Raw genomic sequence first — 23,810 nt, forward strand, 5'->3', positions numbered from 1 at the left:
CGCCCTCGCCCGTCATCACGAGGTGGGAAAGACCGCTAAACGCGCGGCATCACTCACCGAGCACCGCGAGCAGGCAGGTTAAACGACAAGCTAAGAACGGTGGACGCCATACTGACCGGTCGGTATTTTCACTGGCATGACGCTGGAACGCCGCACCTGGCGCACTCTGGAGCCGTTGCACGGCATGATCTACTTCTCTCCCGAGGCGGGAGCCGCCTACGAGGGTCTCGGGCTGAGCGGCCGGATGGGGTACTTCGCCTCCCGGGCCGCCGCTCTCGGCGCGGTTCCCGCCGAAGTGGTGATCGCGACCTTCTACAACTTCAACCCTGATCTGGTACGGCAGGCGATCCCGGCTGCCTGGGAGATCGCCTCCCCCTCCGACATCCTGGCCGCCCGGCTGGAATCGGTGGACGCCACGCTGCTCCGGGTGCTGGGCGACGCCGTGGACTCCCCGGAGATGTCGCGGGCGGCAGAGCTGGCCCGCCAGGCGGCGGAGACCGTCGCGGGCGAGCTCGGCGGGCGGCCGCTGTATGCCGCGCACGTGGCACTGCCCTGGCCGGAGGCTCCCCACCTGGTGCTCTGGCATGCCCAGACCCTGCTGCGCGAGTATCGCGGCGACGGCCATCTCGCCGCCCTCCTGGCCGCCGGCCTGAGCGGCATCGAGGCCCTCGTCACCCACGCGGCCACCGGCGCCGTCACATCCGAGGTGCTCCGGCGTACGCGAGGGTGGTCCGAGGCCGACTGGGCCGCCGCCGTACAGGGGCTGGAGGAGCGTGGCTGGCTCTTCCAGGGAGCTCTCACCGAGGAAGGCCGCAGGCGGCGTGAGGAGATCGAAGAGGCTACGGACCGGATGGGGACGGCACCGTACACCGCGCTTGGCGCCGCCCGCTGCGAGGAACTGCGCTCTCTCGCCCGGCCGTGGAGCAAGGCCCTGGCCGCCGAGCTGATGCCCTGGGCCACAGGCCGTTAGCCGGCCGGAACGCCTGGAGGTCCCTCAGAGCACGCGACCCACGCCGCAGAGCATGTCGGCCCCGCCAGGGCCGGCAAGCGACGGATCAAGGGCGTCTTCGGCGCGCCAGTCGGTCGTCGACACCAGGCCCGGCTCCAGCATCTGCAGGCCCTCGAAGAAGCCGGCGATCTGCTCGCGCGTGCGTGGGGTCACGTTGCCCGCCCTGGTCCTGCTGTAGACCTCGCGGCCTTCGCCCACCGCCTCGTTGTCGAGTTCGCCCGTGGTGACGTGGGAGATGATCAGATGGCTCCCGGAGGGCAGGGCTTCGCGAATGTAACCCACGATGCTCTGAGCCTGATCATCGTCGGGGATGAAGTGCAACACCGCGACCAGGAGCACGGCCACAGGCTGCTCGAAGTCGAGGTGCCGCGTGATCTGCGGGTGACCGAGGATGGCCTTGGGGTCGCGCATGTCGCCCTCCACCACGATGGTGTCGGCGGTCTCCGCGAGCAGGGCGCGGGCATGCACCAGCACGATCGGGTCGTTGTCGACGTAGGCCACGCGCGAGCCGGGAGAGATGCGCCCCGCCACCTGATGGACGTTCTCCTGGGTCGGCAGGCCTGTGCCGATGTCCAGGAACTGCCGGATCCCGCTCTCGGCGACCGCGCGGACGGCACGGCCCAGGAACGCCCGATTGGCCTGCGCGACCTCCTTGGCATTGGGAGACAGTTGGATGATCCGCGCCGCGGCCTCACGGTCGGCGGCGAAATTGTCCTTGCCACCCAGCAGATAGTCATACATCCGGGCCACACTCGGCACGGTCGGGTCCACCCCCGCAGGGGCCCGCTCCAGCTCGGTCATCCATACCCCTTGATCTGACATCTTGTCAGGGATCCTACGGGATCTCTCCGGCGAAGATCGGTTCAAGCAGGATCCGAGTTGGTCAGGCCGACGGGGTGGTCAGCCGAGAGCCTTGAGGTAGCGGCGCATCCGCCGTTTGGCGCGGTAGCCCGCCCGCAGCATCGAGGGGTGCACCTCCACCCGCAGCCGGGCCCGGCGCCGCGCCGCCGCGTGCTCCGGCCCGTCCAGCAGCGAGGACGCGGGCACCCGCGACCCCCCGCCCGCCACCAGCCCCGCCAGCAGCCGAGCCCAGTCGTTGCGTTCGGCCGGGTGGAAGTAGTTGGCCGCGCGCCACTCGGCCGAGGCGGCCCGGAGGTCCCCCTTGGCCACGTCGTCGAGCGTGCCCAGCAGCCCGCTGCCCTCGAACACCAGGTTGATCATCTCGGCGCTCACGCCGAAGTCGCTCAGCACCAGCGACGGCACGTCCAGCGCGATCGCCTCCAGCGCCGCCGTCGAGCTCACCGTGACGAACCCGGCCGCCCGCGCGAGCTGGTCGTGCATCGAGCCCGCCTGGAAGGAGAGCCGCCCCGGCTCCCCCATCTCCCGCCACAGCCGCTGGTAGTGGTGGCGCTCGTTGTGCGTCTGCCGCTCGTCCTCCAGCGCGCGCAGCTTGACGACCACGTCCAGCTCGGGGTGGAGCCGGGCCAGCTCGGCCAGCCCCAGCAGGACGCGCTCCCGCTCCTCCCGCTCGCGCGGCACCTTGGCCTGGGTGGCGAACACGACCCGGTTCCCGCCCGCGGCGGCCGACTCCGAACGCAGGAACGGCAGTCTGGCCAGGCCCACCGCCCCTCCCCCGCCGAGCCTGGCGGCGATCTCGGAGAACTCGGCCACCTCCCGCTCGCTGTGCACCACGAACAGGTCGCACCCGCTGCGGAACAACCACGCCTTCTCCGTCGCGGGCACCGAGATGCCCGGCAGCCCGCTGACGAACACCGGCCGCGGCCGCAGCCCCGCGAACACGTCGGCCACCAGCACGTCCACGACCGGACCCGTGCAGGCCACCAGCACCACGTCCGGCCGCGTGCGCTCGGCCAGCCGCCGCAGGGACCTGGCCGACAGCACCGGCGGCGGCCCCGACGACGGCACCGCACCGCCCACGGCGGCGGCGATCTGCTCAGGCGACGGCGTGATCGGCGTGCGCACCACCGCCAGCTCCGTGGTCGCTCCCCCGGGCAGATCGCCGAGCAGGCAGGCCGCCCACTTCAGGTACGAGTCGGAGTCGGCGACCGCCAACACTTTCAACCGGACACTCCCGTCAGATGCGAACGAAGGGCAGGGGCCGCCCTGCTGGTCCACCAGTCGTCGGGGACCTCCACGGGCTCGACGGCGACACCGCGCGGGCTGAGCAGCACCCGCAGCGAGGTGATCGCGGTCGAGGGGAGGCTGAGCACGCGCTGCCCCGCGTCCAGGCCGCGCAGCGTCAGCTCGGCGGGCACGCCGGCGTCGTGCACCGTGATCCCCGGGCGTTCCCCGATCAGCGCGACGTCGACGGGGTCCTCGCGGCGGTGCGGGTAGTACGCCAGCGGCTCGCGCGCGGCCAGGTCCGTCAGCCAGCGCAGGTAGTGGTCGCGGTGCACCAGGCCGTTCCTGACGAGCGAGGTGCCGAGGACGACCGTGCGCTCAGCGGGCCCTTCGGCGCTGAGCGGCTGGGCCCGCAGCCAGGCGAACTGGTGGCGTACCAGGTCGATGCCGGCCCGCCGGACCGCCTCCTCCAGGGTCTGGTCGACGGGCAGGGCGGTGAAGATCGACACGTCGCTCAGGCGCAGCCGCAGCGCGGCCGCCACGCCCAGCGCGGTGCGCAGCCTGGTCGGCTGGGCCCTGGCCCGCAGCAGCGGCCGGTACGGCCCGGCGGCCAGCAGCTCGAGCAGCCGGAGGGTGGCCAGGCCGTCGTCCACGATCACGATGCGGCCGGGGCGCGAGGTGAGCCAGCGCAGCTGCACCTTGCCGGAGAACGCGTCGCCGACGGCCTGCACGCGCCTCGGCATGCGGTCACGCGGCTCGGCCAGCTCCAGGCCGTCCGGCAGCCCCAGAGACCGCAACTCCCGGCGCGTGGCCTTCAGCGGCCGAAGGCCCGAGCGCGGCACGACGACCGTCCTGGGGCCGAGCAGTCCCGCGTGGTGGGCCTCGACGGCGCACAGCATCTGGAGCGGGGACTCCACCCAGGCCGACGCCTGTTCGACCACTCCTGCTCCTCCCAGCCGGGGGATGGCCCGTTCACGACCGCTTCAAGCTAGCCCCACCGCCTTAAGCCCCCAGAAACGCGACATGAACAATGGACGGTATGAACTCGCTCTTGCTCAACACCGATGGCGTGCAGATCCCGCAGCTCGGCTACGGCGTCTGGCAGGTCCCCGCCGACGAGGCCGCGCAGGCCGTCACGACCGCACTCAAGACCGGCTACCGGCACGTCGACACCGCCGCCGCGTACGGCAACGAGGAGGGCGTGGGTCAGGCCGTGCGCGAATCGGGGCTGCCGCGCGGGAAGGTGTTCGTCACCACCAAGCTGTGGAACGCCGACCACGGACGCGTCGAGGCGGCCTTCGAGGAGTCCCTGACCCGACTCGGCCTCGACTACATCGACCTCTTCCTCATCCACTGGCCGCTGCCGAAGCATGACAGGTACGTGCAGGCGTGGAAGGCCATGGAGAAGATCTACCGTGACGGGCGGGCCAAGGCCATCGGCACCTCCAACTTCACGAGCGACCACCTGACCCGGCTGATGAACGAGACCGGCATCGTGCCGTCGATCAACCAGATCGAGCTGCACCCGTACTTGCAGCAGCGCGAGATGCGCGCCTTCCACGAGGCCAACGGCATCCTCACCGAGGCGTGGAGCCCGATCGGCCAGGGTCAGGGGCTGCTCGACGACCCGGCGCTCGCCGTGCTGTCCGGCAAGTACGGCAGGACGCCCGCGCAGATCGTGCTCCGCTGGCACCTGCAGCTCGGCAACGTCGTCATCCCCAAGTCCGTGTCTCCCTCGCGGATGGCCGAGAACATCCACGTGTTCGACTTCACCCTCGATCCCGAGGACATGGCCGCCATCGGCGCGCTGAACAGGGGCCAGCGGTTCGGCCCCGATCCCGACACGTTCGACATGATGTGATTGGTCTACGATCTCCCGCGTGCGGGATTTTGCGTGGGGCATTGCGGCGACAGGCGGTATCGCGCGGACCGTGGGAGCGGCCATCGTGGCCGAGCCGGGGATGCGGGTGGCCGCCGTCGGGTCCAGGGACTTAGGGCGGGCGCAGGCGCTGGCCGCCACGCTGGGCGCGGAGTCGGCGTACGGCTCCTATGAGCAGCTGTGCGCCGATCCGGCCGTGGACGCCGTCTACGTCGCGACGCCGCACGCCCAGCACCTGCAGGTGGCCGAGGCCGCCATCGCCGCTGGCAAGGCCGTGCTGTGCGAGAAGCCGCTGGCCGCCACCGTGGACGACGCGGAGAAGATGGTACGGCTGGCGCGCGAGGCAGGCGTGTTCCTGATGGAAGCGATGTGGATGCGGTTCAACCCGCTCATCCAGAAGATCGCGGCCGACGAGCGCTTCGGCGACATCCGCTCCGTGCACGCCTCCTTCGGCTTCGCCAAGCCCTACGATCCGGCGCACCGGCTCTGGGCGCCGGAGCTGGGCGGCGGGGCCCTGCTCGACCTGGGGATCTACCCGTTCGGCCTGGCTCAGCTGCTCCTCGGCATGCCCTCCGACCTGCGGATCACCGGCTCTCTCGCGCCCAACGGGGTGGACGCGGAGGCGGCCGGGGTGCTGCTCTACCCCGGCGGCAGGCGGGCCCTGGTGGAAACTTCCTTGATCGGGAATTACCCGAACCAGGCCAGTGTTGTTGGCACTCAGATGCGCGCGGACATCCAGGCGCCGTTCTGGGCACCGCAGCGGATTTTACTTTCTGGGCCCGCCATGGAGCCGGAGGAGCATGTGCTCGATCCGGCGGACAACGGCTACGCCGGGGAGCTCCGCGAAGTCCGCGCCGCGACGGCCGAAGGCAGGACCGAAAGCTCGGTCATGCCGCTTGACGAGTCCCTTGCCATGATGGGGCTCCTGGCCGCTGCCCGCGGGCAACTCGCCTAGCGGGAGGGTTACGGATTTGTAACCTCTTGCCTTATGCATTACGTTTAAGGCATTCTTGTGACATTCGTCCGGTTTGTCCGGCGATGTCCGACCATCGCACAACACATCACAGGACCGTCCTGTGACCGCTGAATCCGCCTGCGTGCGGAACCGGGGACCCACGTCCTTGGGGTGAATCGGCACTTCGGTGCCGTAGGGCAGCTTCCACGCCCGAACCCGTCAGCTAACCCGGTAAGCGGCATGGAAGCAAGGAGCAACCCCCTCGATGGCCAAATTCCGCATTACCGGTGCCACGAAGACCAACATCGCCCGAGCCGTGCTCGGTGCGACCGTCCTCGCCTCCGGGCTCGGCGCCCACATGGGCACCGCCGCCGCCGCGGAGAAGCTGCCGGTCACCGCGGCCGCCGCCAGTACGCACGACGACGACCGCGCCAAGCGGGAGACCAAGATCAGCGTTACCGCCGCCCAGGTCCTGGCGCTCGCCAAGTCCCAGGTCGGCATCACGGAGAACGCCTACGGCGGCGGCACGCCGTACCAGAAGTGGTACGCCGCCTCGCAGCGGGCCGCCGAGACCATCGCCCGTGACGGCGGCACCCGAGCCGAATACATCAACGCGCCGTGGTGCGCGATGTTCGTCTCCTGGGTCGGCGAGCGGACCGGCGCCCGCCCGCAGGTCGGCTGGGACGCCTACACCGTCGCCTACGCCAAGTGGTTCCAGGCCAACCAGCGCTTCGGCACCACCGCCAAGCCCGGCGCCGTCGTGTTCTTCGCCTGGAACGGCAGCAAGGACCTCGACGCCATCAACCACGTCGGGTTCGTCGAGAAGGACAACGGCGACGGCACCATCTCGACCGTCGAGGGCAACACCGGCAACGGCAAGGTCGAGGAGCGCGTCCGCCCGACCTCCCAGGTCGTCGGCTACGGCTACCCGCAGTACGCCGGCTGACCCTTCCGTCCACCGCTCGAGCGCGCGTCCCTTCGGGGGCGCGCGCTCGTCGCGTCCGGGAGGTGAGCCATGCCCGCTCACTCGGCCCGCCACAGGCAGGGTTCCATCGGGGTTTGAGGCTTTCCCACCTATCGGCCCAGCGCCGTTGCCGCTGGGCAACGGAAAGTCTCCGGAGCCGGTTCACCGACAGCCTTGACATCATGAATGCCGGTGACCACATGAACCCCGCCCCGCCGTCCTGGCGGGAGTTGCTGGGGCCAGAGCATTTCGGTGCGGCGATCGTGCTGGCCGGCGGGGTGCTCGTCGGTGCGATCAACATCTACCTCGCGGCGAGTCTGCTGCCGACCGCGGTGGCCGATCTCGGCGGCGCGAGCTTCTACGCCTGGAACATGACGATCTACCTCGTCGCCATGGTGATCGCGACGATGCTCGTCGGCAGGTTCCTGTCTCGATGGGGAAACGTCGGCGCCTATCTCCTGGGCTTCGCCACGTTCACGGCGGGGTCACTCGCCTGCGCGCTGAGCCCGGCAATGGCCGTGCTGCTCGTCTCCCGAGGCGTACAAGGGCTCGGCGCCGGCCTGCTGTCCGGGCTGGGGTTCGCCGTCATCCGCTCGGCGCTGCCGACCCGGCTCTGGACGCGCGGCGCGGCGCTGATGTCAGCGATGTACGGCGTCGGCAACTTCGCCGGTCCGGCGCTCGGTGGCCTGTTCGCCCAGGTGGGCTCGTGGCGCCTGGCGTTCGGGGTGATGGCGGTGATCGCAGCGGTATGCGCTGCGATCGTGCCCCGCGCACTGCCGGGCGGCGAACGTGGCGACGTGCGGCCGCCGATCCCGGCCGCGTCACTGCTGCTCGTCATGGCGGCCGCCGGGGCCGTGAGCGCGGCGGGTGTCCTGCCGGGCACGCCCGCGAAGGCGGCCGGCATCTCGGGGGCGTTGCTGCTGATGGCCGGGTTCGTCGTCCATGAGCGGCGGAGCGAGTTCCGGGTCTTCCCGCGTACGACGTACCAGAGAGGTTCGTCGTTGAAGTGGGTCTACCTGACGCTGGCGCTGTTGACCTCCGGCGTCGCCGTCGAGTCGTTCCTGCCGCTGTTCGGCCAGCGGCTCGGCGGGCTGCCGCCGCTCGTGGCGGGGTTCTTCGCCGCGGCCGTCTCGCTCGGGTGGTCGGTGACCCAGATCGGCAGCTCCTCGGTGAGCGGGGAGCGTGCTGTCCGGCGGCTGCGTGCGCTCGGCCCGGCGCTGCTGGCCCTCGGCCTGTTCGTCCAGGGACTTCTGCAGCGCGAGGACACCCCGGTCTGGCTGGTGGTCATCTGGGTGCCGATGCTGTTCATCGCAGGTTCGGGCATCGGCCTGGCCTATCCGCACCTGTCGGTGGCCGCGATGTCCAGCACCCGGGATCCCGAGGAAGGACAGCGGGCGGCAGCGGCGATCGCCACGGTGACGAGCCTGTCGATCGCGTTCGGTACGGCGGTCGCGGGCGTTCTGCTCAACCTGGGCGGCGCCTCGATGCTCGACTCGGCGCGGTACGTGATGTTCGGACTCGCGGGCATCTGCGCGATCGGCGCCCTCACCGCACACGCGGTGAACCGCACGCCCCAGGCGGCCGGGCTCGGATGAGCGCCTCGTCACCTGGGAAGACCCCGAAGGGAGCAGGCTCCGGAGAAGAGCCACGCGCGAGAACCTCGCCCGCCAAGGAGCCGTCATGGGACCCAGCCCACCCCGAGCCGCGCTGGCGGAGCGCCCGTGAGAGGCGGCCTCCGGTGGGTCGCCGACGGGCTGTTCCCCCGCGGCGCGAACCCGCACGGCGTCCTGCCCGCCCTGCTGATCCTCCTGGCCGTCGTCACCGGCCTCGTGGACGCCATCAGCTTCCTCGGCCTGGGCCGCGTCTTCGTGGCCAACATGACCGGCAACACCGTCTTCCTCGGCTTCGCCCTGGCCGGAGACCGCGAGATGTCGGCCTGGGCCTCCCTCCTGGCCCTCGCGGCCTTCGGAGCAGGCGCGTGGACCGTCGGGCAGGCGAGCAGGTGGATGGGGAACGCCCGGCGCGTGTTCGCCACCGCCTCCGCCGCACACGCCCTGCTCGTCGCCACCGCCTTCGCCGTGGACCTGATCTCAGGGCACCATCACACCGGGCCCAGGGCGGCGCTCATCGGACTGCTCGCGTACGGGATGGGCCTGCAGAACGCCTCCGTACGCGGGCTGGCCGTCCCCGACCTGGTCACCAACGTCCTCACCACCACCCTCACCGGCCTGGCCGCCGGCACCCCCGGCCGGGCGGCCCTGCGCCGGTCCGCGTCCGTCGTGGCGATGTTCCTCGGCGCCCTCATCGGCGCCACCCTGCACCTGCACGTCGGCCCCGCGCTCCCGCTCGCCGCCGCCCTGACCCTCCTGGCGATCGTCGCCGTCGCCGCCCACGAACGCACCCGCCGTACGCGCTGAGCCCGGTCACGCAAGGAAGAAATCGGCCAGAGCCCGCGCGACCCCGGCCGGGTCGTTCTCCATCGGGATGTGACCGGCCCCGGGAACGCGCACGAGCGTGCTGTTCGGGATCTCCGCGACAAAACGCTCTCTCCAGCGTGAAGCGGCTGTCGGCCGCACCCGCCAGGGCCATCCAGGACCGGCCCACCCGCAGGTCATGCCACGGGTCCAGGTAGTCGGCCAGCTCCGCCTCGGAGGCGGGCCGGGCCAGCGCCGTCGTGACGGCCTTGCGGCGCGCGACCACCGCCTGTTCGAGGGCGTGGACGACGACATCCGCGCATGGCTCCACCGCGGCGCCGCCGAGGTCGGCGTGGTCACCCTCCCCGCCCCCGGCCTGCACACCGTCCACCTCAGCACCCACGACATGGTCGCCGTGCTGCCGGCCGGCCACCCCTTGACCGCCCGCCCGGCCATCACCCTCGCCGACCTGGCCGACCGGCCGTTCATCCTGACCACCGCCGGCTGCCGCCCGCTGATCATGGGCGCGGCACTGGCCGCCCAGGTCCGGCTCGACGTCGCCTTCGAGGCCGGCGGCCCCGCCGCCATCCTCGAGATGGTGGCCGCGGGGCTGGGCGTCAGCATCGTCCCCACCCTGGGCCTGCCCGCCGACCTGGGCGCCGTCGTCACCCGGCCCCTCGAGCCGGCGATGACCCGCTCTCTGGCCCTGGCCGTCCCGTCGCTGACCGATTGCGCCCCGACGGCTCGGGCTTTTCTCGACCAGCTGACCGCCTTTACATTGTAGATCTCATTTGACCGCTGCGGCTGCGCGAGTCTGATTTAATTTCATTCGATACCGTATCGAAAGAAAAGATGGCTGGTAACCTGGGCGTATGACCGCCGACGCCCCTCGCAGAACGACCGCCTCGCGTGCGACCGACCGTCCTGGGGATGCATCGCCCTTCGCCCTCGGCTTGCTGCTGCGCCAGGCGCACTGGCGCGCGGCCACGGCGATGACAGAGGCGCTTCGGCCGCTCGGCATCGAGTTGCGGCATTTCGCCGTGCTGATCGTGCTGGTCGACCGCGGGCCCACAGTGCAGCGGGACCTGGCGGCGGCGACCGGGTCGGACAAGGCGGGCATCATGCGGGTCGTGGACGACCTCGAGCGCAAGGGGCTGGCCGTACGCAAGCCCGTTCCGGGAGACCGGCGGGTGCGGGTAGTGGAGATCACGCCTCAGGGCCTCGAGCTTTTCGATGCGGCTCATGTGGCGGCGGAGCCAGTGGATGAGCGCCTGGTGGCCGCCTTGGGGCCCGGCGAGCACGAACTACTGAGGGATCTGCTGACCCGATTCGCCTATCCAGCGGACGGCGGGGCGTAAGCGCGCCCGCGCCGGCTTCGGCCGACTCACAGGCGAGCCCCGGTCCCGGCGGCGCGCACCTCGTTGGCTAGCGTGAAATCTCTCCCCTCACCATGCGCGAGGCTCATACGCCCGCTGAATAGTATTGAATGATACAGTATCGTCTGATACCATCTTGGATGTAGCGAAAGAGGACGTGCTGAGCAGAGGCGGGGAGGTAGACGATCTTGGACGTTTATGAGGCGGTCACGAGCCGGCGGGCGGTGCGCGGATTCACCGACCGGCCTGTCCCGAAGGAGGTGCTGGCGCGCGTGCTGTCCGCCGCGGCCTGGGCGCCGTCCGGATCGAACCTTCAGCCGTGGCACGCGTACGTCCTGACCGGCGAGCCGCTGGCCGAGCTCAAGCAGCGCGCCGGCGAGCGCCTGGCCGCGGGCGACCCCTGGGACGAGCGGGAGTACGAGATGTACCCGCCCGTGCTGAAGACCCCGTACGGCGAGCGCCGATCCGCCTTCGGCCAGGAGCGCTACAGCGCACTCGGTGTCGCGCGTGAGGACTGGGAGGCGCGCCAGAGGGCCGCCGCCGAGAACTGGCAGTGCTTCGGCGCGCCCGCCGCCCTGTTCTGCTACATCGACCGCGACATGGGCCTGCCCCAATGGGCCGACGTCGGCATGTACCTGCAGACCGTCATGCTGCTGCTGCGCGCAGAAGGACTGCACAGTTGCCCGCAGATGGCATGGTCGGTGTATCGCAGGACCGTCGCGGAGGTCCTGTCGCCCCCGGACGGGCTCGTCCTCTTCTGCGGCATGTCGATCGGGTTCGAGGACGTCACGGTGGATTACATCCGTACGGGCCGGGCGCCGCTCGACGAGACGGTCACGTTCGTCGAGGGTCAGCCCGCTCGAGAAGCGTCATGAACACCGAACGAGTCGTCGCCCTCAACGTCGCGGCCCGCTTACCGGTGCGGCTGTTCCGAGCAGATCACTCCTGACGCCTGGCCGCGCGTCCTCGACATCAACGTCAGCGGCCCCCTACCTCATCGTCTGCCCCCGTGGCGCCGCTGGAAGCGCAACGCCCGCGCCGTGCGACGTGGCCAGTACGCCGAAGACCTCGTCGGCGTGGCCTCCTTCTCGCCTCTTCCGAGGCCGATCCCATCACCGGCCGGATCGTCGATGTCGACGTCGGCACGTTCATGCTTGAAAGGAAAATGCAGTGACTTACGTCGTTGGTTACATCGTCGGGAGTCTGTCCCAGAGGTCGATCAACAGGACCCTCGCTCTGGCTTTGAGCCGTCTCGCGCCGCCGGAACTCCGCCTCACGGAGATCCCCATCGACCAGCTGCCCCTGTACAGCTACGACTACGACCCGGACTATCCCGCCGTGGCCCAGGAGTTCAAGGACGCGATCAAAGCCTCCGACGCTCTGCTGTTCGTCACCCCTGAGTACAACCGGTCCGTGCCGGGCGCGCTGAAGAACGCCATCGACTGGGCGACCCGGCCCTATGGATCCAATGTTCTGAACGGCAAGCCGTCCGCGACCATCGGAGCCTCACCCGGCCAGATCTCGACGGCGGTCGCACAGCAGCACCTCAAGACCATCCTGTCCTTCACCAACTCCCCGGTGCTGGGCCAGCCCGAGGCCTACATCCAGTTCACCAAGGGACTGATCAATGACGAGGGCGACATCCAGGTGCCGTCCGTCGCCGAGTTCCTGACCGGATACATGCGGGCCTTCACGGCGCACATCCACCGCCACCACCACGACATCCCGGGCCTGCAGACGCCCTGAGAGTGAGTCGTCACCGCCGGCGCCGATCGGGCCGGCATGCCCATCACCGACGGGAGGAGCCATGTCCTTGATCGTCAGTAAGATCCTTTTCACCGCCGCCGGGCGTGCCTTGACCGGCCGAGCACCTGGCAGGTTCGCGCACGCGTGCGGTTCGCCGGGCGGACTGCGAAGCGGCGAGCTGACGTCATGAGTCCGGGCTCATGGCGGCGGCGTCTGCGCTCGACCCCGGCCCGGCTCACCGTCCTGGCCCTGGCCACGGCGATCGCCGTGCTGGTCCCGATGGGCATGGTCGGAGCATCAGCCGCCGGACAGGCGTCAGCCGACCCCGGCTGGTCAGGCGCCCGCGAGCAAGCCGGGATCACCGCCGCCGCGGCCGGGCGCCGGAATCTGACCGGCACGATCGAGACCCGAACACCCGGCATCGACCTGATCCAGGTCGTGGGGGCCGATCACCGTGTCATCGCCGCCTCGCCCGCGGCACGCGGTCGAGACCCGCTGAGCCAGGTACGCCCCTCCCCGGATCACCCCCGGGCCGACGTGGAGGTGTGCGCCACGAACACCGGCAGACAGTGCCTGCGACTGGCCGCGGTCCGCCTCTCACCCTCCCCTGCCTCCCCGGTGGTCTACGCCGGCCGGATGGTGGCGCCCATGGCACTGTCCAGGGGGTTCCAACTGCTCTGGACCGCCCACATCGCGCTGCTGATCCTCCTGGCCACAGCGGCGACCTGGAAGATCACCAACCGCACGTTGCGCCCGATCCAGCACATGCGCGCGCAACTGGCCGCGATCAACGTCAGCGACCTGAGCACCCGCATCCCGCAATCGCAGGGCCGCGGCGAGATCGCCCAGCTGGCGCGCACCATCAACCACACGCTCGGACGTCTGGAGCAGGCCAAAGCCTCGACCGAGCAGGCGCTGCAGCGGCAACGCCAGTTCGCCTCCGACGCCTCCCATGAGCTACGCACCCCGCTGGCCGGCCTGCGCGTGCGCCTGGAGGAGGCCCAGATGCACCCGCGCGACACCGACCTGTCCGACCTGATCGGGCACGCGCTGGAGGACCTGGACCGGGTTCAGGACATCATGACCGACCTGCTCCTGCTCGCCCGGCTGGGCGCCACCGCTCCCCAGGCCACTCAGCACGTCGATCTGACCGACCTGATCCGCACCGAGACCGGCCGGCGTGCCGATCGCCACCCGACAGCCCTGAACCTGGCCGACCGGGTCGTCGTCGACGCCGTGCCGGGGCAGATCGCAAGAGTGCTGACCAACCTGCTGGACAACGCACAACGGCACGCCACCAGCCAGGTACGGGTACGGCTCAGCCGCTCGGCCACGCACGCCGAGCTGGTGGTGAGCGACGACGGCGACGGCGTGCCCCCGGCCGACCGAGAACGGATCTTCCAGCGGTTCGTCCGCCTCGACGCCGCCCGCAGCCGCGACCGCGGAGGCACCGGCCTGGGCCTGGCCATCGCCCGGGACATCGCCACCGCCCACCACGGCACTCTCCACGTCCACCAGGCCGCGATGGGCGGGGCCGGCTTCGTCCTGCGCCTGCCGCTGAGCGCCCCCACCGGTGGTCGAGCCGAATAGATTCTCCGGTACGTGTCGATCCCGCCCTTCGCCGTTCGACGCGTTGAACGAGACCGATACGGACGACAGGGAGCGCGGCACCGATGAAGTTCATGATCGTGGGCAAGGCGAACGCGGAGACCGAGGCCGGCGCGCTGCCGAGCCAGGAAGTCGTGGACAACATGCACGCCTACAACGAGTCGCTGGCCAAGGCGGGGGTGCTGCTGGCGGCCGAGGGGCTGTATCCGAGCTCCCAGGGCGCGCAGATCGCCTACAGCGGCGGGAAGTCGACGGTGATCGACGGGCCGTTCGCCGAGGCCAAGGAGCTCATCGCCGGCTTCTGGCTGATCCAGGTGAAGTCCCGGGAAGAGGCGATCGAGTGGGCGCTGCGGGTGCCGGTGCCGCCGGGGCATGAGGGGATCGGGCTGGACGTGTGGCGGGTGTTCGACGCTTCGGACGTACCGGACGATTCGCTGCCTGCGGAGGAGCGCGCACGTGAGGAGGCGCTGCGCGAGCGCCTCGGCGTCGACCAGCCCGACGCCTGACCCCGCGCTTACCCGGCCGGTCCGGCGGCTTGGGCCCGTTCGGCCGGCGTACCGGTGGAGCGAAGAAAGGCCGATGCCCTTGGGCGGCGGCCGGCGTCGGTTGCCATCGGCGGCGTGGTGCTGCTCTCATGGGCCGGTGACGGCTTCCGACAGCAATCCTCACCCCCAGGGCGCTCACCGGGCGATCGAGGCGGTGTGGCGGATCGAGGCGGCCCGGCTCATCGCCGGACTCGCCCGATACGTGCGCGACGTCGGCCTGGCCGAGGAGCTGGCGCAGGACGCGCTGGTGGCCGCGCTGGAGCAGTGGCCGGAGACGGGCGTGCCGCGCAACCCGGGCGCCTGGCTGATGACCGTGGCCAAGCGCCGCGCCATCGACCTGATCCGCAGGAACGAACGCCTCGAACGTCACCTGATCGAGCTCGGCCACCGCCTCGACACGGAGGAGGACCTCCCCGAGATCGACGAGATCGAGGACGACCTCCTGCGCCTGGTGTTCACGGCGTGCCATCCCGCGCTCTCCATGGAGGCGCGGGTGGCGCTCACGCTGCGGGTGCTCGGCGGCCTGACCACCGACGAGATAGCCCGGGCGTTCCTGGTCCCGGAGCCGACGGTGGCGCAGCGGATCGTCCGGGCCAAGCGGACGCTGGCCGACAGGAAGATCCCCTTCGAGGTGCCCGAGGCGTCGGAGCTGTCGCCCCGCCTGGTCTCCGTGCTCGAAGTCATCTACCTGATCTTCAACGAAGGCTACTCGGCGACCGCCGGGGAGGACTGGATGCGCCCCGCTCTGTGCGAGGACGCCCTCAGGCTGGGCCGTGTCCTGGCGGGTCTGATGCCCAAGGAGCCCGAGGTCCACGGCCTGGTCGCGCTCATGGAGATCCAGGCCTCCCGATCCGCCGCCCGGCTGGGCCCGTCAGGCGAGCCGATCCTCCTCCTGGAGCAGAACAGGGCACTCTGGGACCAGCTGCTCATCCGGCGCGGCCTGGCCGCTCTCGACCAGGCCGAGCAACTGGGGGACGCGCCCGGCCCGTACACCCTCCAGGCAGCGATCGCCGCCTGCCACGCCAGGGCCGTCGTCCCGGAGGACACCGACTGGGAGCGCATCGCGAGCCTGTACGAGGCCCTGGCCAGGCTGTCCCGCTCCCCGATCGTGGAGCTCAACCGGGCGGTGGCCCTCGCCATGGCCTACGGCCCGGCGGTGGGTCTTCAGCTCCTGGACCAGATCGTGGACGAGCCCTCGCTCAAGGACTACCACCTGCTGCCGAGCGTACGAGGAGACCTGCTCCTCAAGCTTGGCCGGCGGGAGGAGGCCCGCGCCGAGTTCGGGCGGGCGGCCGCGATGACCCGCAACGCCCGCGAACGCAAACTCCTCGAGGACCGCGCCGCCTCCTGCTGAGCCCGGCAAATCAGATGATCTCGAGATCGCGCAGTGGTCATGGTGCGGCTTCGAGGTGTTTCTTGACCGCTGTCACCCGTTCAGGCAGCGTGCCCGGGGCGATCGGGACGCACTCGTAGCCGAGTGAGGTGTAGGCGTCCTGGTGGATCTGCTCGAATCGCAGCGACTCCTCGAAGGTGATCAGCCGCGCCTCCGTCGGCGTGACGAACCCCAGGTTCTGGACGAAGAAGACCTTCTTCTCGTAGATCTGCCGGGCCCGGATGCGGTCCAGTTCGCGGGACAGCGCCGGAGGGACGGGGTGGCCGAGGTAGGTGGCCAGGGCGTAGGTGCAGACAGGCGATCGATCGTAGATCTGGACGTCATCGGGAAGGGCCGCGGCCTGCTCCTGGCGCCGGCGCTGCAAGGCGACGATCGCCTCCACGAAGGACGGCTCCGTCCACGGCTCGGCTTCGCCCTGGGCCTGGTGCAGGGCGATGACATCCGTCGCCGCCTCCTCGACGACCGTGTAGCCGTCACGCTCCAGCCGGCGCAGGATCGCCGTCTTCCCGGCCCCAGGGGTGCCCGTCAGGATGTAGCGCCTCATCAATTGCTCCCCGTATGACTCGGGCCCGGACGCCGCCCGGCACGGCCGGCGCGGGCGGCCCATGTCCGCTCAACTCTGTCATGTCGCAGCTGTCCGTACGGGACGTGAGCGGCCTGATCTTCGGCCGCCGGGATGATATACTTATTCCGTATCCCGAGCGATCGACCGCCCGGGATTTTGCTTTTCATGCCTTCTCCTCATCGCGCGATACTGAGCGCGGCAGCTCCGCTCTTCCTGTCCCTGAGCGCCGGCGTCGTCGCCCAGCTCATCAGCACCTCCCTCCTCGGGCACCAGGCGACCACCCAACTGGCGGCCTTCGCGCTCGCAAGTGCGGTGCTCGCCCCGGTCACGGCCGCGGTGTCGGGCGGTCTGCGCGGCATGGCCCCGTTCATCGCCGCCTGCCGTGACCGCCCCGCCGAGGCCCTGCCCATCCTGAAAGACGCGCGCTGGCTCACCATCGGGCTCGGGACGCTCGGCGCATGCGTCATGCTCGGCGTCCCCCTGATCGCGCGGATGAACGGGGCGCCCCGTGAGGTGACAGCCGAATTCGGCATCTTACCCCTGCTCCTGGCTCTCCAGGTGCTGCTGTCCTCCGCGGGCAGCGGCGCCAACGGGATGCTGATCGCGCTGGGACGCAGCCGGCAGGTGCTCCGGTCGAGCCTGTCGAGCACAGCCACAGGGGTCGTCCTGCACCTCACGCTGGTGCCCAGGATAGGCATCCAGGGCACCGGCATCGCGCTCCTGGCCTCCACCGCCCTGGGTGTCACCGTGTCGAACGTCTTCTTGCTGCGCGTACCCGAATTGGCCGGCCAGTCTCTGTGGCCTGGACGTCCCCGGCCGCGGGAGATCGTACGCATGGCCAAGGTCGGCATCCCGATGTCCGCCACGCTCGTCATCAAGTTCACGGTCATGGGCGGCGTGACCTACGCCGCCGCACGGACAGGAGTCCAAGGGGCCGCCGCCCACGCGATCCTCACGTCGCTGGAGGGATTCCTGGGGCTGGCCGCGTTCGCCGTCGCGCAGGCCGTGACGCCGGAGATCGCCAGAGCCGCCTCCCCTGAAGACGCCCGCCGGCTCAACCGGGCGGCCGTGACGATCGCCGCCACCGGAGTGCTCACCGGCGCCCTCGTGCTGCTCCTGCTCGGCGACACGGTGCTCGGACTGTTCACCTCGGACGCCACGGTCCTTGCCCTGGCCCTCGCCCTGCTGCCGCTGCTGGGGGCCTACGCCCTCGCCAACAACTGCGGAATCGTGATGTCGTGGAGCCTGATGGGGCTCAAACGGTCGACCTGGACGCTGGGCTCGGCCATCGCCGGAAACGGCATGCTCGCCCTCACGATGATCCCCGCCGCGGCCGCCTGGGGGCTGACGGGACTGTGGACGGCGTTGACCGCCGGCGGCGTGCTCATCCTTGGATTACAGACCACCGGCTTCAGACGGCACAGCGCACGGGCCGGCTCGGCTCTGCGCCGTTCTCCCGCAGCGCTGAGCTCTGGTGATCGCGACGCCTGAGCCGCTCTGTCATCGCCATGAACGTAGTCGTCAGAACGTATTCTGATTAGACTCGTGGGGTGAGCACCAGCCATGCCGATGCCGTGACCTTCTCCGATCTGTCGAGAAATCCTCGAGCCGTCGCCGAACGTGCGGCGCGTCTAGGCCGAGTACGTGTGACTCATCGCGACGCCCCGGATTTCTACCTGACCGCGGCTGATCGCGAAGAAGAACGCGACCGTACGCTGGCCACGGCATCCCGGCTGTTCCTTGCCTTGATCAAGCATGACCCCACCGCGCGTGCGCTCGTCATAGCCATGCCGGAGGTCTTCCCCTGGGTACGCCACCTTTCCGCGACCGAACTGCGTGCCTTCACCCTCGAACTGGTCGAGGCGCTCTCCGATGCCGCCGAACTGGACGTCGACGCGACCACTCAGGAGGTCATCGAAAGCTGGCGGGCAACTGCGCGGATCAAGGCCGATCCTGCGCACTACGCCGAGGCCCGCAAGCCCACAAGCGGCGACTTCGGGCCGGTAGAGGGCTCCATATGAGCCCGAAGCGCGGAGATCGGGTTACGGTCCCACCCCAGATGACGAGTGGGACGTTCCACATGCCTCAGGAGATCTTCTCGGAGACCGCCTCCGCGGGCAGGCGGGCCGACAGGCGCAGCAGCCCCGCGGAGGCCAGCGCGAGCAGGGTGGCGAGCACCCCCCACAGCGACAGTGGCGCCAGGCCGAGCAGGAGCGAGAACCCGGCGGGCGCCACGACCTGGCCCACGGACCAGGTCATCTGGTGGACCGCCAGGTAGCGGCCGCGCAGGGCGGGGGGCGCGGCGCCGGCGGCCAGGGATGAGGAGGGGGTGGCGTGCATGAGTTCGGCGAGGGTGAAGACGAGGGTGGCGGCCACCAGGGCGGCGATGCGGGGCGGGCCGGGCGGAAGGGGGGCGGCGAGGGCGTACAGGGCGCAGGAGGCGATGAAGACGACGCCGGACAGGGCCATGGCGTGTGTGCGGCGGGCGTGCCGCTGGAGGCGGCGCACTCCCATCTGCCCGGCCGCGACCAGCAGCGTGTTGATCGTGTAGAGGATGCCGAGCACGGCGGGCGGGGCGCCGAGCACCGAGACCGCGTACAGCGGCAGGCCCACGGAGAGGATGAGCTTGGTCAGCGTGAATGCCTGCTCGACACTCACCAGGCCCATGAACGGCCCGTCGGTGAGCACCTGGCGGTAGCCGCCACGGGCCGAGCTCGGAGGGCGTTCATCCGAGGTGGGGCGGATGCGCAGGAGGCAGGCCGAGGCGATGACGAAGCTGGCCGCGTTGAGTGCCGCGATCAGGGCGTAGCCACCGGCCAGGGACACTGCGGCGGCCGACAGCAGGCCGCCCAGGCCGAAGGCGACGTTGCGGGCCGTGGCCATGAGCGCGTACAGACGGTCTCTGCCGCCGCCCTCGGTGAGCACCGCGACGTAGCTGCGCGCGGCGGGGTAGAAGGCACGGTCTCCGCACGCGATCACAGCGGCGACCGCGATGAGGGGGCCGAATCCGGACACGAGCGGGTACAGGGCGAAGCCGAGCGCGCGGATCACGTACGTGCCCACCAGCACGGTACGGGCGTCGAACCGGTCGATGAGCACTCCGGCGATCGGGTTGGCGGCCAGCCCGATCGTCGCCGCCACGGTCACCCCCAGTCCCACCACGGGCGTGGGCAGGCCGGTCACCTCCTGGATGAACAGCAGGGTCAGCGGGACGTAGAGACCGTTGCCGAGCGCGTCGACGAACATGCCCACGAGGAAGGGACCGGTCGCCGAGGTCCGGGAGGAGGGACGGAGCATGGCGGCCAGTGTCGCAACAGGAACATGGGCAACGGATCGGGCTCAGGTCGTAAGTCTGAGGTCTCGGTTCGACGCCGTCCGGTCCCCTCTGCTAGCTTGAGTTTAGGCCTAAACTCAAGGAGGGATGAACATGACACGCACGACAGTGGTCACCGGCGGGGGCACCGGCATCGGCAAGGCGGTGGCGGCGCGCTTCGCGGCCGACGGGGACCGGGTGGTGATCATCGGTCGCCGCGCCGACGTGCTGGAGACGGCCGCCAAGGAGATCGGCGGCACCGCGCTGCCGGCCGACCTGAGTGAGCCGGCGGAGGTCGAGCGGGTGCGTGCCGATCTGGCCGAGCGCTTCGGCACGATCGACGTGCTGGTCAACAACGCGGGCGGCAACGTCGACATGCGGTACGGCTCCGGCGGCGTCGCGGAGCGGTGGACGGGCAACTTCCGGGCCAACGTGCTGACGTCGGTGCTGCCGACCGAGGCGTTCCGCGATCTGCTGAACCCGTCCGGGCGGATCGTGTTCATCAGCTCGATCGCAGCCTTCCGGGGCTCGGGCGGCACCTCGTACGGCCCGATGAAGGCGGCCCTGCACCCGTACGCGTCGGACCTGGCCGCCGCCCTCGGGCCGCGCGGCATCACGGTGAACGTGGTCGCCCCGGGGTTCATCGAGGACACCGAGTTCTTCAGCGGCGCCCTCGACGACGAACGGCGCGCGACGCTCGTCGCGCAGACCCACACCGGCCGGGCCGGGACGCCGCAGGACATCGCCGAGACGGTGCACTGGCTCGCCTCGCCCGGCGGCGGGCACGTCACCGCGCAGATCATCCAGGTGAACGGCGGCGCCGAACGTGGCCGCTGACCCGCCGCGCGACGGCGCCGACGCCATCCAGGACGCCTGGCGGCGGGAGCTGCCGGGCGTCCCGGTGGAGTCGATCGGGGTCATCACCCGGATCTGGTGGGCCGCCAAGGTCTTCGGCGACGAGCGCCGCCGTCTCCTCACGAAGCTGGGCGTGGACGTCGCGACGCTGGATCTGCTGTCCACGCTGCGGCGCTCCGGGCCGCCGTACCGCATGAGCCCGGGCAACCTGGCCGATGCCTGCATGGTGACGCGCGGCGCGATCACCCAGCGCGTGGAACGGGCGGCCAGGGCAGGGCTGGTCGAACGGACCACCGCCGGGTCGGGCTACCACGCACGCGCGGTCACGCTCACCGACGCGGGCCACGCCCTGCTCGACCGCGTCGTCGCCGGCCTGCTCGCGGCCGAGGACCGCCTCATCGGCCATCTCGCACCCGAACGCCGCGACCAGCTCGCCGACCTGCTGCGCGAACTGCTCGCCGGGCTCGGCGGCCCGACTCCGACCGGGCAGGTCGGAGACTGAGCCCTCCGGTTCCGACGCGGCCTCGATGTGTCCTTTCGGGGCCGCCCTTGACACGTGTGTCAGCCGGCGGTGAGCCAGGCGCGTATGTCGTCCATGAGCGGGACGGGCGCGTCGTGGTGGACCAGGTGACCGGCGGCCTCGATCAGCGAGAGCTCGGCGGCGGGGATCAGGCTCTGCAGTCGCCGGGCGATATCGGTGGGGATCCACGCGTCGTCAGAGCCCCACAGGATCCGTACGGGGATACTGATGCGACCCAGTTGTTCCTCGTTCTCTTCGAGGAAGCGCTCGTCGTAGTGGGCGATCTGCCGGTAGAAGGCGGGCTGGCCGTCCTCCCCCGTCCACGGCCGCACGAGGGCGTCGAGATCGTCGTCGCGCAGGCCGCGGTGGCTGGCGCCCTGAATGTAGGCACGCACGATCGCGGTGTGGATGTAGGCCGGTAGCTCCGCCAGAACATCGGGGTGGTCCTGCACGAACGTGAAGAAGGGCGAGCCGCTGGGCGGGATGGCCACGACGTCGACGAGCATGAGCGAGGCGTAGTCGACGCCCAGGATCAGGTGCGTGCGCAGGGACACGGCGCCGCCGAAGTCGTGGGCGATCACGTGTGGCCGGTCCAGCCCCCAGTGCGTGAGCAGCGCCGCGAATGCCTCGGCCTGCGCGCCGAAATCCACGGGATGCTCGGCGTGCTTGGAGGAACGACCATATCCGGGCATGTCCCACAGATAGACGGTGTAGTCGCGGCTCAAGGCCTCCGCGAACGGCTGCCACAACACCGACGAGAACGGCGTGCCATGACAGAACACCACGGCCGGGCCGGCGCCCGCGCGTCCCCAGGCGATCCGCCTCCCACGCCACTCGAACCGCTCTGTCAACTCCATGACTACCCATGTTAAGTGGAGGCCTCCTCGCCATCCCGCTGGCGTGCCCAGTGTTCCGACAGGCGTTCTCACAGGTGGTGTGACGGGGAGAAAGCGTGGTCGGTGCGGGTGACATGCCCTTGATGCGACACAAAAGATGCCTCTTGTGGTGGGAGCGCTCCCAAGACGCTCTTTGCGCACTATAACGCTAAAAATCCGGTTTCAAAGTGACAAACCGCCCCATTGGTAACGGTTGCGTTTCGGTGGATTGACGCGCAGACCACGTAAGTGCACCCTTTGTGGGAGCGCTCCCAAAGACTCCCACCGCGGCGGAGCGCGTGCCGCGGTGCACTCCCCACACATTCACCCGAGAAGGGGTCCACCATGATGATCAGCAAGCGTCGCGGTCTTGCCGCGGCCTCGGCCCTCGCCGCGGCGGCGCTGACCGTCGCGTCCTGTAGCTCAGGCAGTACCGGTACGGGTTCCAGCAGCGCTCCCGCCTCCTCGGCGGCGGCCGAGCCGGTCACCATCCGCGTGCAGACTTTCGGCGGCGGCACGAACTTCGGCTACAAGAACGCCATCGAGAAGTGGAATGCCGAGCACAAGGACATCCAGATCAAGGAGGAGCACCTCACCGACCAGTTCGAGCAGCAGTACTGGCCCCAGATGATCCAGTGGTTGCAGGCCGGCAACGGCGCGGGCGACGTGGTCGGCATCGACGAGGGCGGCATGGGTCTGGCCAAGGCGCACCCCGAGTGGTGGGCCGACTTGAAGGAGTACGGCCTGGACTCCCGCAAGGCGGACTTCCCGGCGTGGAAGTGGGAGAACGGCGTCACGGCCGACGGCAAGCTGTTCGGCCTGGGCACCGACATCGGCGGCATGAGCCTCTGCTACCGCACGGACCTGTTCAAGAAGGCCGGGCTGCCGACCGACCGTGAGAAGGTCAGCGCGCTCTGGCCGACCTGGGACGAGTTCATGAACGTCGGCAAGACGTTCCAGTCGAAGGTCAAGGACACGAAGTTCGCCGACGGCACGAACACGCTGTACCAGGTCGTCCTCTACCAGGAGGCGGCCAAGAACGGCAACGTCACGTACTTCGACAAGGACAACAACCTCATCGTCGACAAGAACCCGGCGGTGAAGTCGGCCTTCGACTTCGCCACGAAGATGAGCCAGCAGGGCCTGACCGCCAAGCTGCGCAACTTCACCGACGAGTGGGCGGCGGGCACCCAGAAGGGCGCGTTCGCCACGGTCGGCTGCCCGTCCTGGATGCTCGGCGTGGTCAGCGGCAACGCCGGCGACGGCGGCAAGGGCAAGTGGGACGTGGCCTCGGTGCCGGGCGGCGGCGGCAACTGGGGCGGCTCCTGGGTGGCCGTGCCCAAGCAGTCGAAGCACCCGAAGGAGGCCGCGATGGTCGCCGACTACCTGACCCAGGCGGAGACCGAGGCCAGCATCTTCAAGGACTTCGGCAACATGCCGAGCAACACGAAGGCCCAGCAGGACCCGGCCGTGCAGGGCGCGAAGAACGAGTTCTTCAACCAGGCCCCCATCGGTGAGATCTTCGCCAAGTCCGCCTCGAGCCTGCAGCCGGTCTTCCTCGGCGTGAAGCACGCCCAGGTCAAGAACGCCATCGAGTCCGTCATCCAGGGCATGGACGACGGCTCTGTCAAGTACGACAAGGCCTGGCAGCAGCTGGTCGACGACGCGGTGAAGGCCGCGGGTTAGTCCCCCCGCCCGGCCCGCCATCAGC

General features: G+C 70.1%; 24 protein-coding genes and 1 riboswitch. Of the genes, 18 read left to right on the forward strand and 6 right to left on the reverse strand.

Annotated features, from left to right (window positions below; all coding sequences use genetic code 11):
- The first annotated feature begins 136 nt into the window (after positions 1-136).
- Positions 137-970 carry a hypothetical protein gene (locus tag AB0J64_RS47730; protein WP_364042960.1) on the forward strand — a complete coding sequence of 278 codons (834 nt, stop codon included), beginning with the start codon at positions 137-139 and terminating at the stop codon, positions 968-970.
- 24 nt (positions 971-994) lie between these two features.
- On the opposite strand, the gene AB0J64_RS47735 is transcribed toward AB0J64_RS47730, so the two are convergent.
- The 3 genes from AB0J64_RS47735 to AB0J64_RS47745 form a co-directional block, all read right to left on the reverse strand.
- The gene (locus tag AB0J64_RS47735; protein WP_364042962.1) at positions 995-1,810 is read right to left on the reverse strand and encodes an SAM-dependent methyltransferase; all 816 of its coding nucleotides are present in this window, start codon (positions 1,808-1,810) and stop codon (positions 995-997) included.
- A gap of 99 nt (positions 1,811-1,909) precedes the next feature.
- Positions 1,910-3,085 (reverse strand): DUF6716 putative glycosyltransferase, encoded by a 1,176-nt coding sequence (locus AB0J64_RS47740; RefSeq protein WP_364043025.1) that lies wholly within the window; start codon positions 3,083-3,085, stop codon positions 1,910-1,912.
- A gap of 2 nt (positions 3,086-3,087) precedes the next feature.
- Positions 3,088-4,032 (reverse strand): hypothetical protein, encoded by a 945-nt coding sequence (locus AB0J64_RS47745; RefSeq protein WP_364042964.1) that lies wholly within the window; start codon positions 4,030-4,032, stop codon positions 3,088-3,090.
- 98 nt (positions 4,033-4,130) lie between these two features.
- Here AB0J64_RS47745 and AB0J64_RS47750 point away from each other — a divergent pair, with 98 nt between their 5' ends.
- From AB0J64_RS47750 to AB0J64_RS47805, 12 genes are all read left to right on the forward strand, one after another.
- The gene (locus AB0J64_RS47750; RefSeq protein WP_364042966.1) at positions 4,131-4,952 is read left to right on the forward strand and encodes an aldo/keto reductase; all 822 of its coding nucleotides are present in this window, start codon (positions 4,131-4,133) and stop codon (positions 4,950-4,952) included.
- 19 nt (positions 4,953-4,971) lie between these two features.
- On the forward strand, positions 4,972-5,925 hold the full coding sequence (locus tag AB0J64_RS47755) for a Gfo/Idh/MocA family oxidoreductase (RefSeq protein WP_364042968.1): 954 nt from the start codon (positions 4,972-4,974) through the stop codon (positions 5,923-5,925).
- Positions 5,926-6,041: 116 nt separating this feature from the next.
- Positions 6,042-6,178, forward strand: a riboswitch (cyclic di-AMP (ydaO/yuaA leader).
- 12 nt (positions 6,179-6,190) lie between these two features.
- A complete protein-coding gene (locus AB0J64_RS47760; RefSeq protein WP_364042970.1) occupies positions 6,191-6,871 on the forward strand; it encodes a CHAP domain-containing protein in 681 nt (226 codons plus the stop codon).
- Between the two features lie 200 nt (positions 6,872-7,071).
- Positions 7,072-8,484: an MFS transporter gene (locus tag AB0J64_RS47765; RefSeq protein ID WP_364042972.1), complete on the forward strand. Its 1,413-nt coding sequence runs from the start codon at positions 7,072-7,074 to the stop codon at positions 8,482-8,484.
- Positions 8,485-8,610: 126 nt separating this feature from the next.
- Positions 8,611-9,306, forward strand: a complete 696-nt coding sequence (locus tag AB0J64_RS47770) for a YoaK family protein (protein WP_364042974.1) — start codon at positions 8,611-8,613, stop codon at positions 9,304-9,306.
- Positions 9,307-9,502: 196 nt separating this feature from the next.
- On the forward strand, positions 9,503-10,087 hold the full coding sequence (locus AB0J64_RS47775) for a LysR family transcriptional regulator substrate-binding protein (RefSeq protein ID WP_364042976.1): 585 nt from the start codon (positions 9,503-9,505) through the stop codon (positions 10,085-10,087).
- Between the two features lie 88 nt (positions 10,088-10,175).
- Complete coding sequence (locus tag AB0J64_RS47780; protein WP_364042978.1) at positions 10,176-10,661, forward strand: MarR family winged helix-turn-helix transcriptional regulator; 486 nt, start codon at positions 10,176-10,178, stop codon at positions 10,659-10,661.
- A 206-nt stretch (positions 10,662-10,867) separates the two neighbouring features.
- Positions 10,868-11,554 carry a nitroreductase gene (locus AB0J64_RS47785; RefSeq protein ID WP_364042980.1) on the forward strand — a complete coding sequence of 229 codons (687 nt, stop codon included), beginning with the start codon at positions 10,868-10,870 and terminating at the stop codon, positions 11,552-11,554.
- 295 nt (positions 11,555-11,849) lie between these two features.
- On the forward strand, positions 11,850-12,425 hold the full coding sequence (locus tag AB0J64_RS47790) for an NADPH-dependent FMN reductase (RefSeq protein ID WP_364042982.1): 576 nt from the start codon (positions 11,850-11,852) through the stop codon (positions 12,423-12,425).
- 186 nt (positions 12,426-12,611) lie between these two features.
- Positions 12,612-14,015, forward strand: coding sequence for an ATP-binding protein (locus tag AB0J64_RS47795; RefSeq protein WP_364042984.1), 1,404 nt, complete (start codon positions 12,612-12,614; stop codon positions 14,013-14,015).
- Positions 14,016-14,098: 83 nt separating this feature from the next.
- Complete coding sequence (locus tag AB0J64_RS47800; RefSeq protein ID WP_364042986.1) at positions 14,099-14,539, forward strand: YciI family protein; 441 nt, start codon at positions 14,099-14,101, stop codon at positions 14,537-14,539.
- A 136-nt stretch (positions 14,540-14,675) separates the two neighbouring features.
- On the forward strand, positions 14,676-15,932 hold the full coding sequence (locus AB0J64_RS47805; protein ID WP_364042988.1) for an RNA polymerase sigma factor: 1,257 nt from the start codon (positions 14,676-14,678) through the stop codon (positions 15,930-15,932).
- Between the two features lie 37 nt (positions 15,933-15,969).
- Here AB0J64_RS47805 and AB0J64_RS47810 read toward each other — a convergent pair whose 3' ends face one another.
- Positions 15,970-16,515 (reverse strand): AAA family ATPase, encoded by a 546-nt coding sequence (locus tag AB0J64_RS47810; RefSeq protein ID WP_364042990.1) that lies wholly within the window; start codon positions 16,513-16,515, stop codon positions 15,970-15,972.
- Positions 16,516-16,701: 186 nt separating this feature from the next.
- Here AB0J64_RS47810 and AB0J64_RS47815 point away from each other — a divergent pair, with 186 nt between their 5' ends.
- Complete coding sequence (locus tag AB0J64_RS47815; RefSeq protein ID WP_364042992.1) at positions 16,702-18,027, forward strand: MATE family efflux transporter; 1,326 nt, start codon at positions 16,702-16,704, stop codon at positions 18,025-18,027.
- Between the two features lie 59 nt (positions 18,028-18,086).
- On the forward strand, positions 18,087-18,557 hold the full coding sequence (locus AB0J64_RS47820; protein ID WP_364042994.1) for a hypothetical protein: 471 nt from the start codon (positions 18,087-18,089) through the stop codon (positions 18,555-18,557).
- Between the two features lie 64 nt (positions 18,558-18,621).
- On the opposite strand, the gene AB0J64_RS47825 is transcribed toward AB0J64_RS47820, so the two are convergent.
- Positions 18,622-19,833, reverse strand: coding sequence for an MFS transporter (locus AB0J64_RS47825; protein ID WP_364042996.1), 1,212 nt, complete (start codon positions 19,831-19,833; stop codon positions 18,622-18,624).
- A 130-nt stretch (positions 19,834-19,963) separates the two neighbouring features.
- On the opposite strand from AB0J64_RS47825, the gene AB0J64_RS47830 reads away from it, so the two are divergent.
- Both AB0J64_RS47830 and AB0J64_RS47835 read left to right on the forward strand, forming a co-directional pair.
- Positions 19,964-20,686: an SDR family oxidoreductase gene (locus AB0J64_RS47830; protein ID WP_364042998.1), complete on the forward strand. Its 723-nt coding sequence runs from the start codon at positions 19,964-19,966 to the stop codon at positions 20,684-20,686.
- Positions 20,676-21,206, forward strand: coding sequence for a MarR family winged helix-turn-helix transcriptional regulator (locus AB0J64_RS47835; RefSeq protein WP_364042999.1), 531 nt, complete (start codon positions 20,676-20,678; stop codon positions 21,204-21,206). Before AB0J64_RS47830 ends, AB0J64_RS47835 begins: the two co-directional genes overlap by 11 nt.
- A gap of 59 nt (positions 21,207-21,265) precedes the next feature.
- On the opposite strand, the gene AB0J64_RS47840 is transcribed toward AB0J64_RS47835, so the two are convergent.
- Positions 21,266-22,081, reverse strand: coding sequence for an alpha/beta hydrolase (locus tag AB0J64_RS47840; RefSeq protein ID WP_364043000.1), 816 nt, complete (start codon positions 22,079-22,081; stop codon positions 21,266-21,268).
- Between the two features lie 363 nt (positions 22,082-22,444).
- On the opposite strand from AB0J64_RS47840, the gene AB0J64_RS47845 reads away from it, so the two are divergent.
- Positions 22,445-23,785: an extracellular solute-binding protein gene (locus AB0J64_RS47845; protein ID WP_364043002.1), complete on the forward strand. Its 1,341-nt coding sequence runs from the start codon at positions 22,445-22,447 to the stop codon at positions 23,783-23,785.
- The last annotated feature ends 25 nt before the right edge of the window (positions 23,786-23,810 follow it).

Source organism: Nonomuraea sp. NPDC049695 (assembly GCF_040674955.1).
GTDB classification, from domain to species: domain Bacteria; phylum Actinomycetota; class Actinomycetes; order Streptosporangiales; family Streptosporangiaceae; genus Nonomuraea; species Nonomuraea helvata.

Coding starts and splice junctions, on each gene's coding strand:
- AB0J64_RS47845 (WP_364043002.1), top strand. CDS start 22,445: ATGATGATCAGCAAGCGTCGCGGTCTTGCCGCGGCCTCGGCCCTCGCC.
- AB0J64_RS47765 (WP_364042972.1), top strand. CDS start 7,072: ATGAATGCCGGTGACCACATGAACCCCGCCCCGCCGTCCTGGCGGGAG.
- AB0J64_RS47815 (WP_364042992.1), top strand. CDS start 16,702: ATGCCTTCTCCTCATCGCGCGATACTGAGCGCGGCAGCTCCGCTCTTC.
- AB0J64_RS47840 (WP_364043000.1), bottom strand. CDS start 22,081: ATGGAGTTGACAGAGCGGTTCGAGTGGCGTGGGAGGCGGATCGCCTGG.
- AB0J64_RS47825 (WP_364042996.1), bottom strand. CDS start 19,833: ATGCTCCGTCCCTCCTCCCGGACCTCGGCGACCGGTCCCTTCCTCGTG.
- AB0J64_RS47775 (WP_364042976.1), top strand. CDS start 9,503: ATGCCACGGGTCCAGGTAGTCGGCCAGCTCCGCCTCGGAGGCGGGCCG.
- AB0J64_RS47795 (WP_364042984.1), top strand. CDS start 12,612: ATGAGTCCGGGCTCATGGCGGCGGCGTCTGCGCTCGACCCCGGCCCGG.
- AB0J64_RS47800 (WP_364042986.1), top strand. CDS start 14,099: ATGAAGTTCATGATCGTGGGCAAGGCGAACGCGGAGACCGAGGCCGGC.
- AB0J64_RS47810 (WP_364042990.1), bottom strand. CDS start 16,515: ATGAGGCGCTACATCCTGACGGGCACCCCTGGGGCCGGGAAGACGGCG.
- AB0J64_RS47760 (WP_364042970.1), top strand. CDS start 6,191: ATGGCCAAATTCCGCATTACCGGTGCCACGAAGACCAACATCGCCCGA.
- AB0J64_RS47730 (WP_364042960.1), top strand. CDS start 137: ATGACGCTGGAACGCCGCACCTGGCGCACTCTGGAGCCGTTGCACGGC.
- AB0J64_RS47750 (WP_364042966.1), top strand. CDS start 4,131: ATGAACTCGCTCTTGCTCAACACCGATGGCGTGCAGATCCCGCAGCTC.
- AB0J64_RS47780 (WP_364042978.1), top strand. CDS start 10,176: ATGACCGCCGACGCCCCTCGCAGAACGACCGCCTCGCGTGCGACCGAC.
- AB0J64_RS47735 (WP_364042962.1), bottom strand. CDS start 1,810: ATGACCGAGCTGGAGCGGGCCCCTGCGGGGGTGGACCCGACCGTGCCG.
- AB0J64_RS47830 (WP_364042998.1), top strand. CDS start 19,964: ATGACACGCACGACAGTGGTCACCGGCGGGGGCACCGGCATCGGCAAG.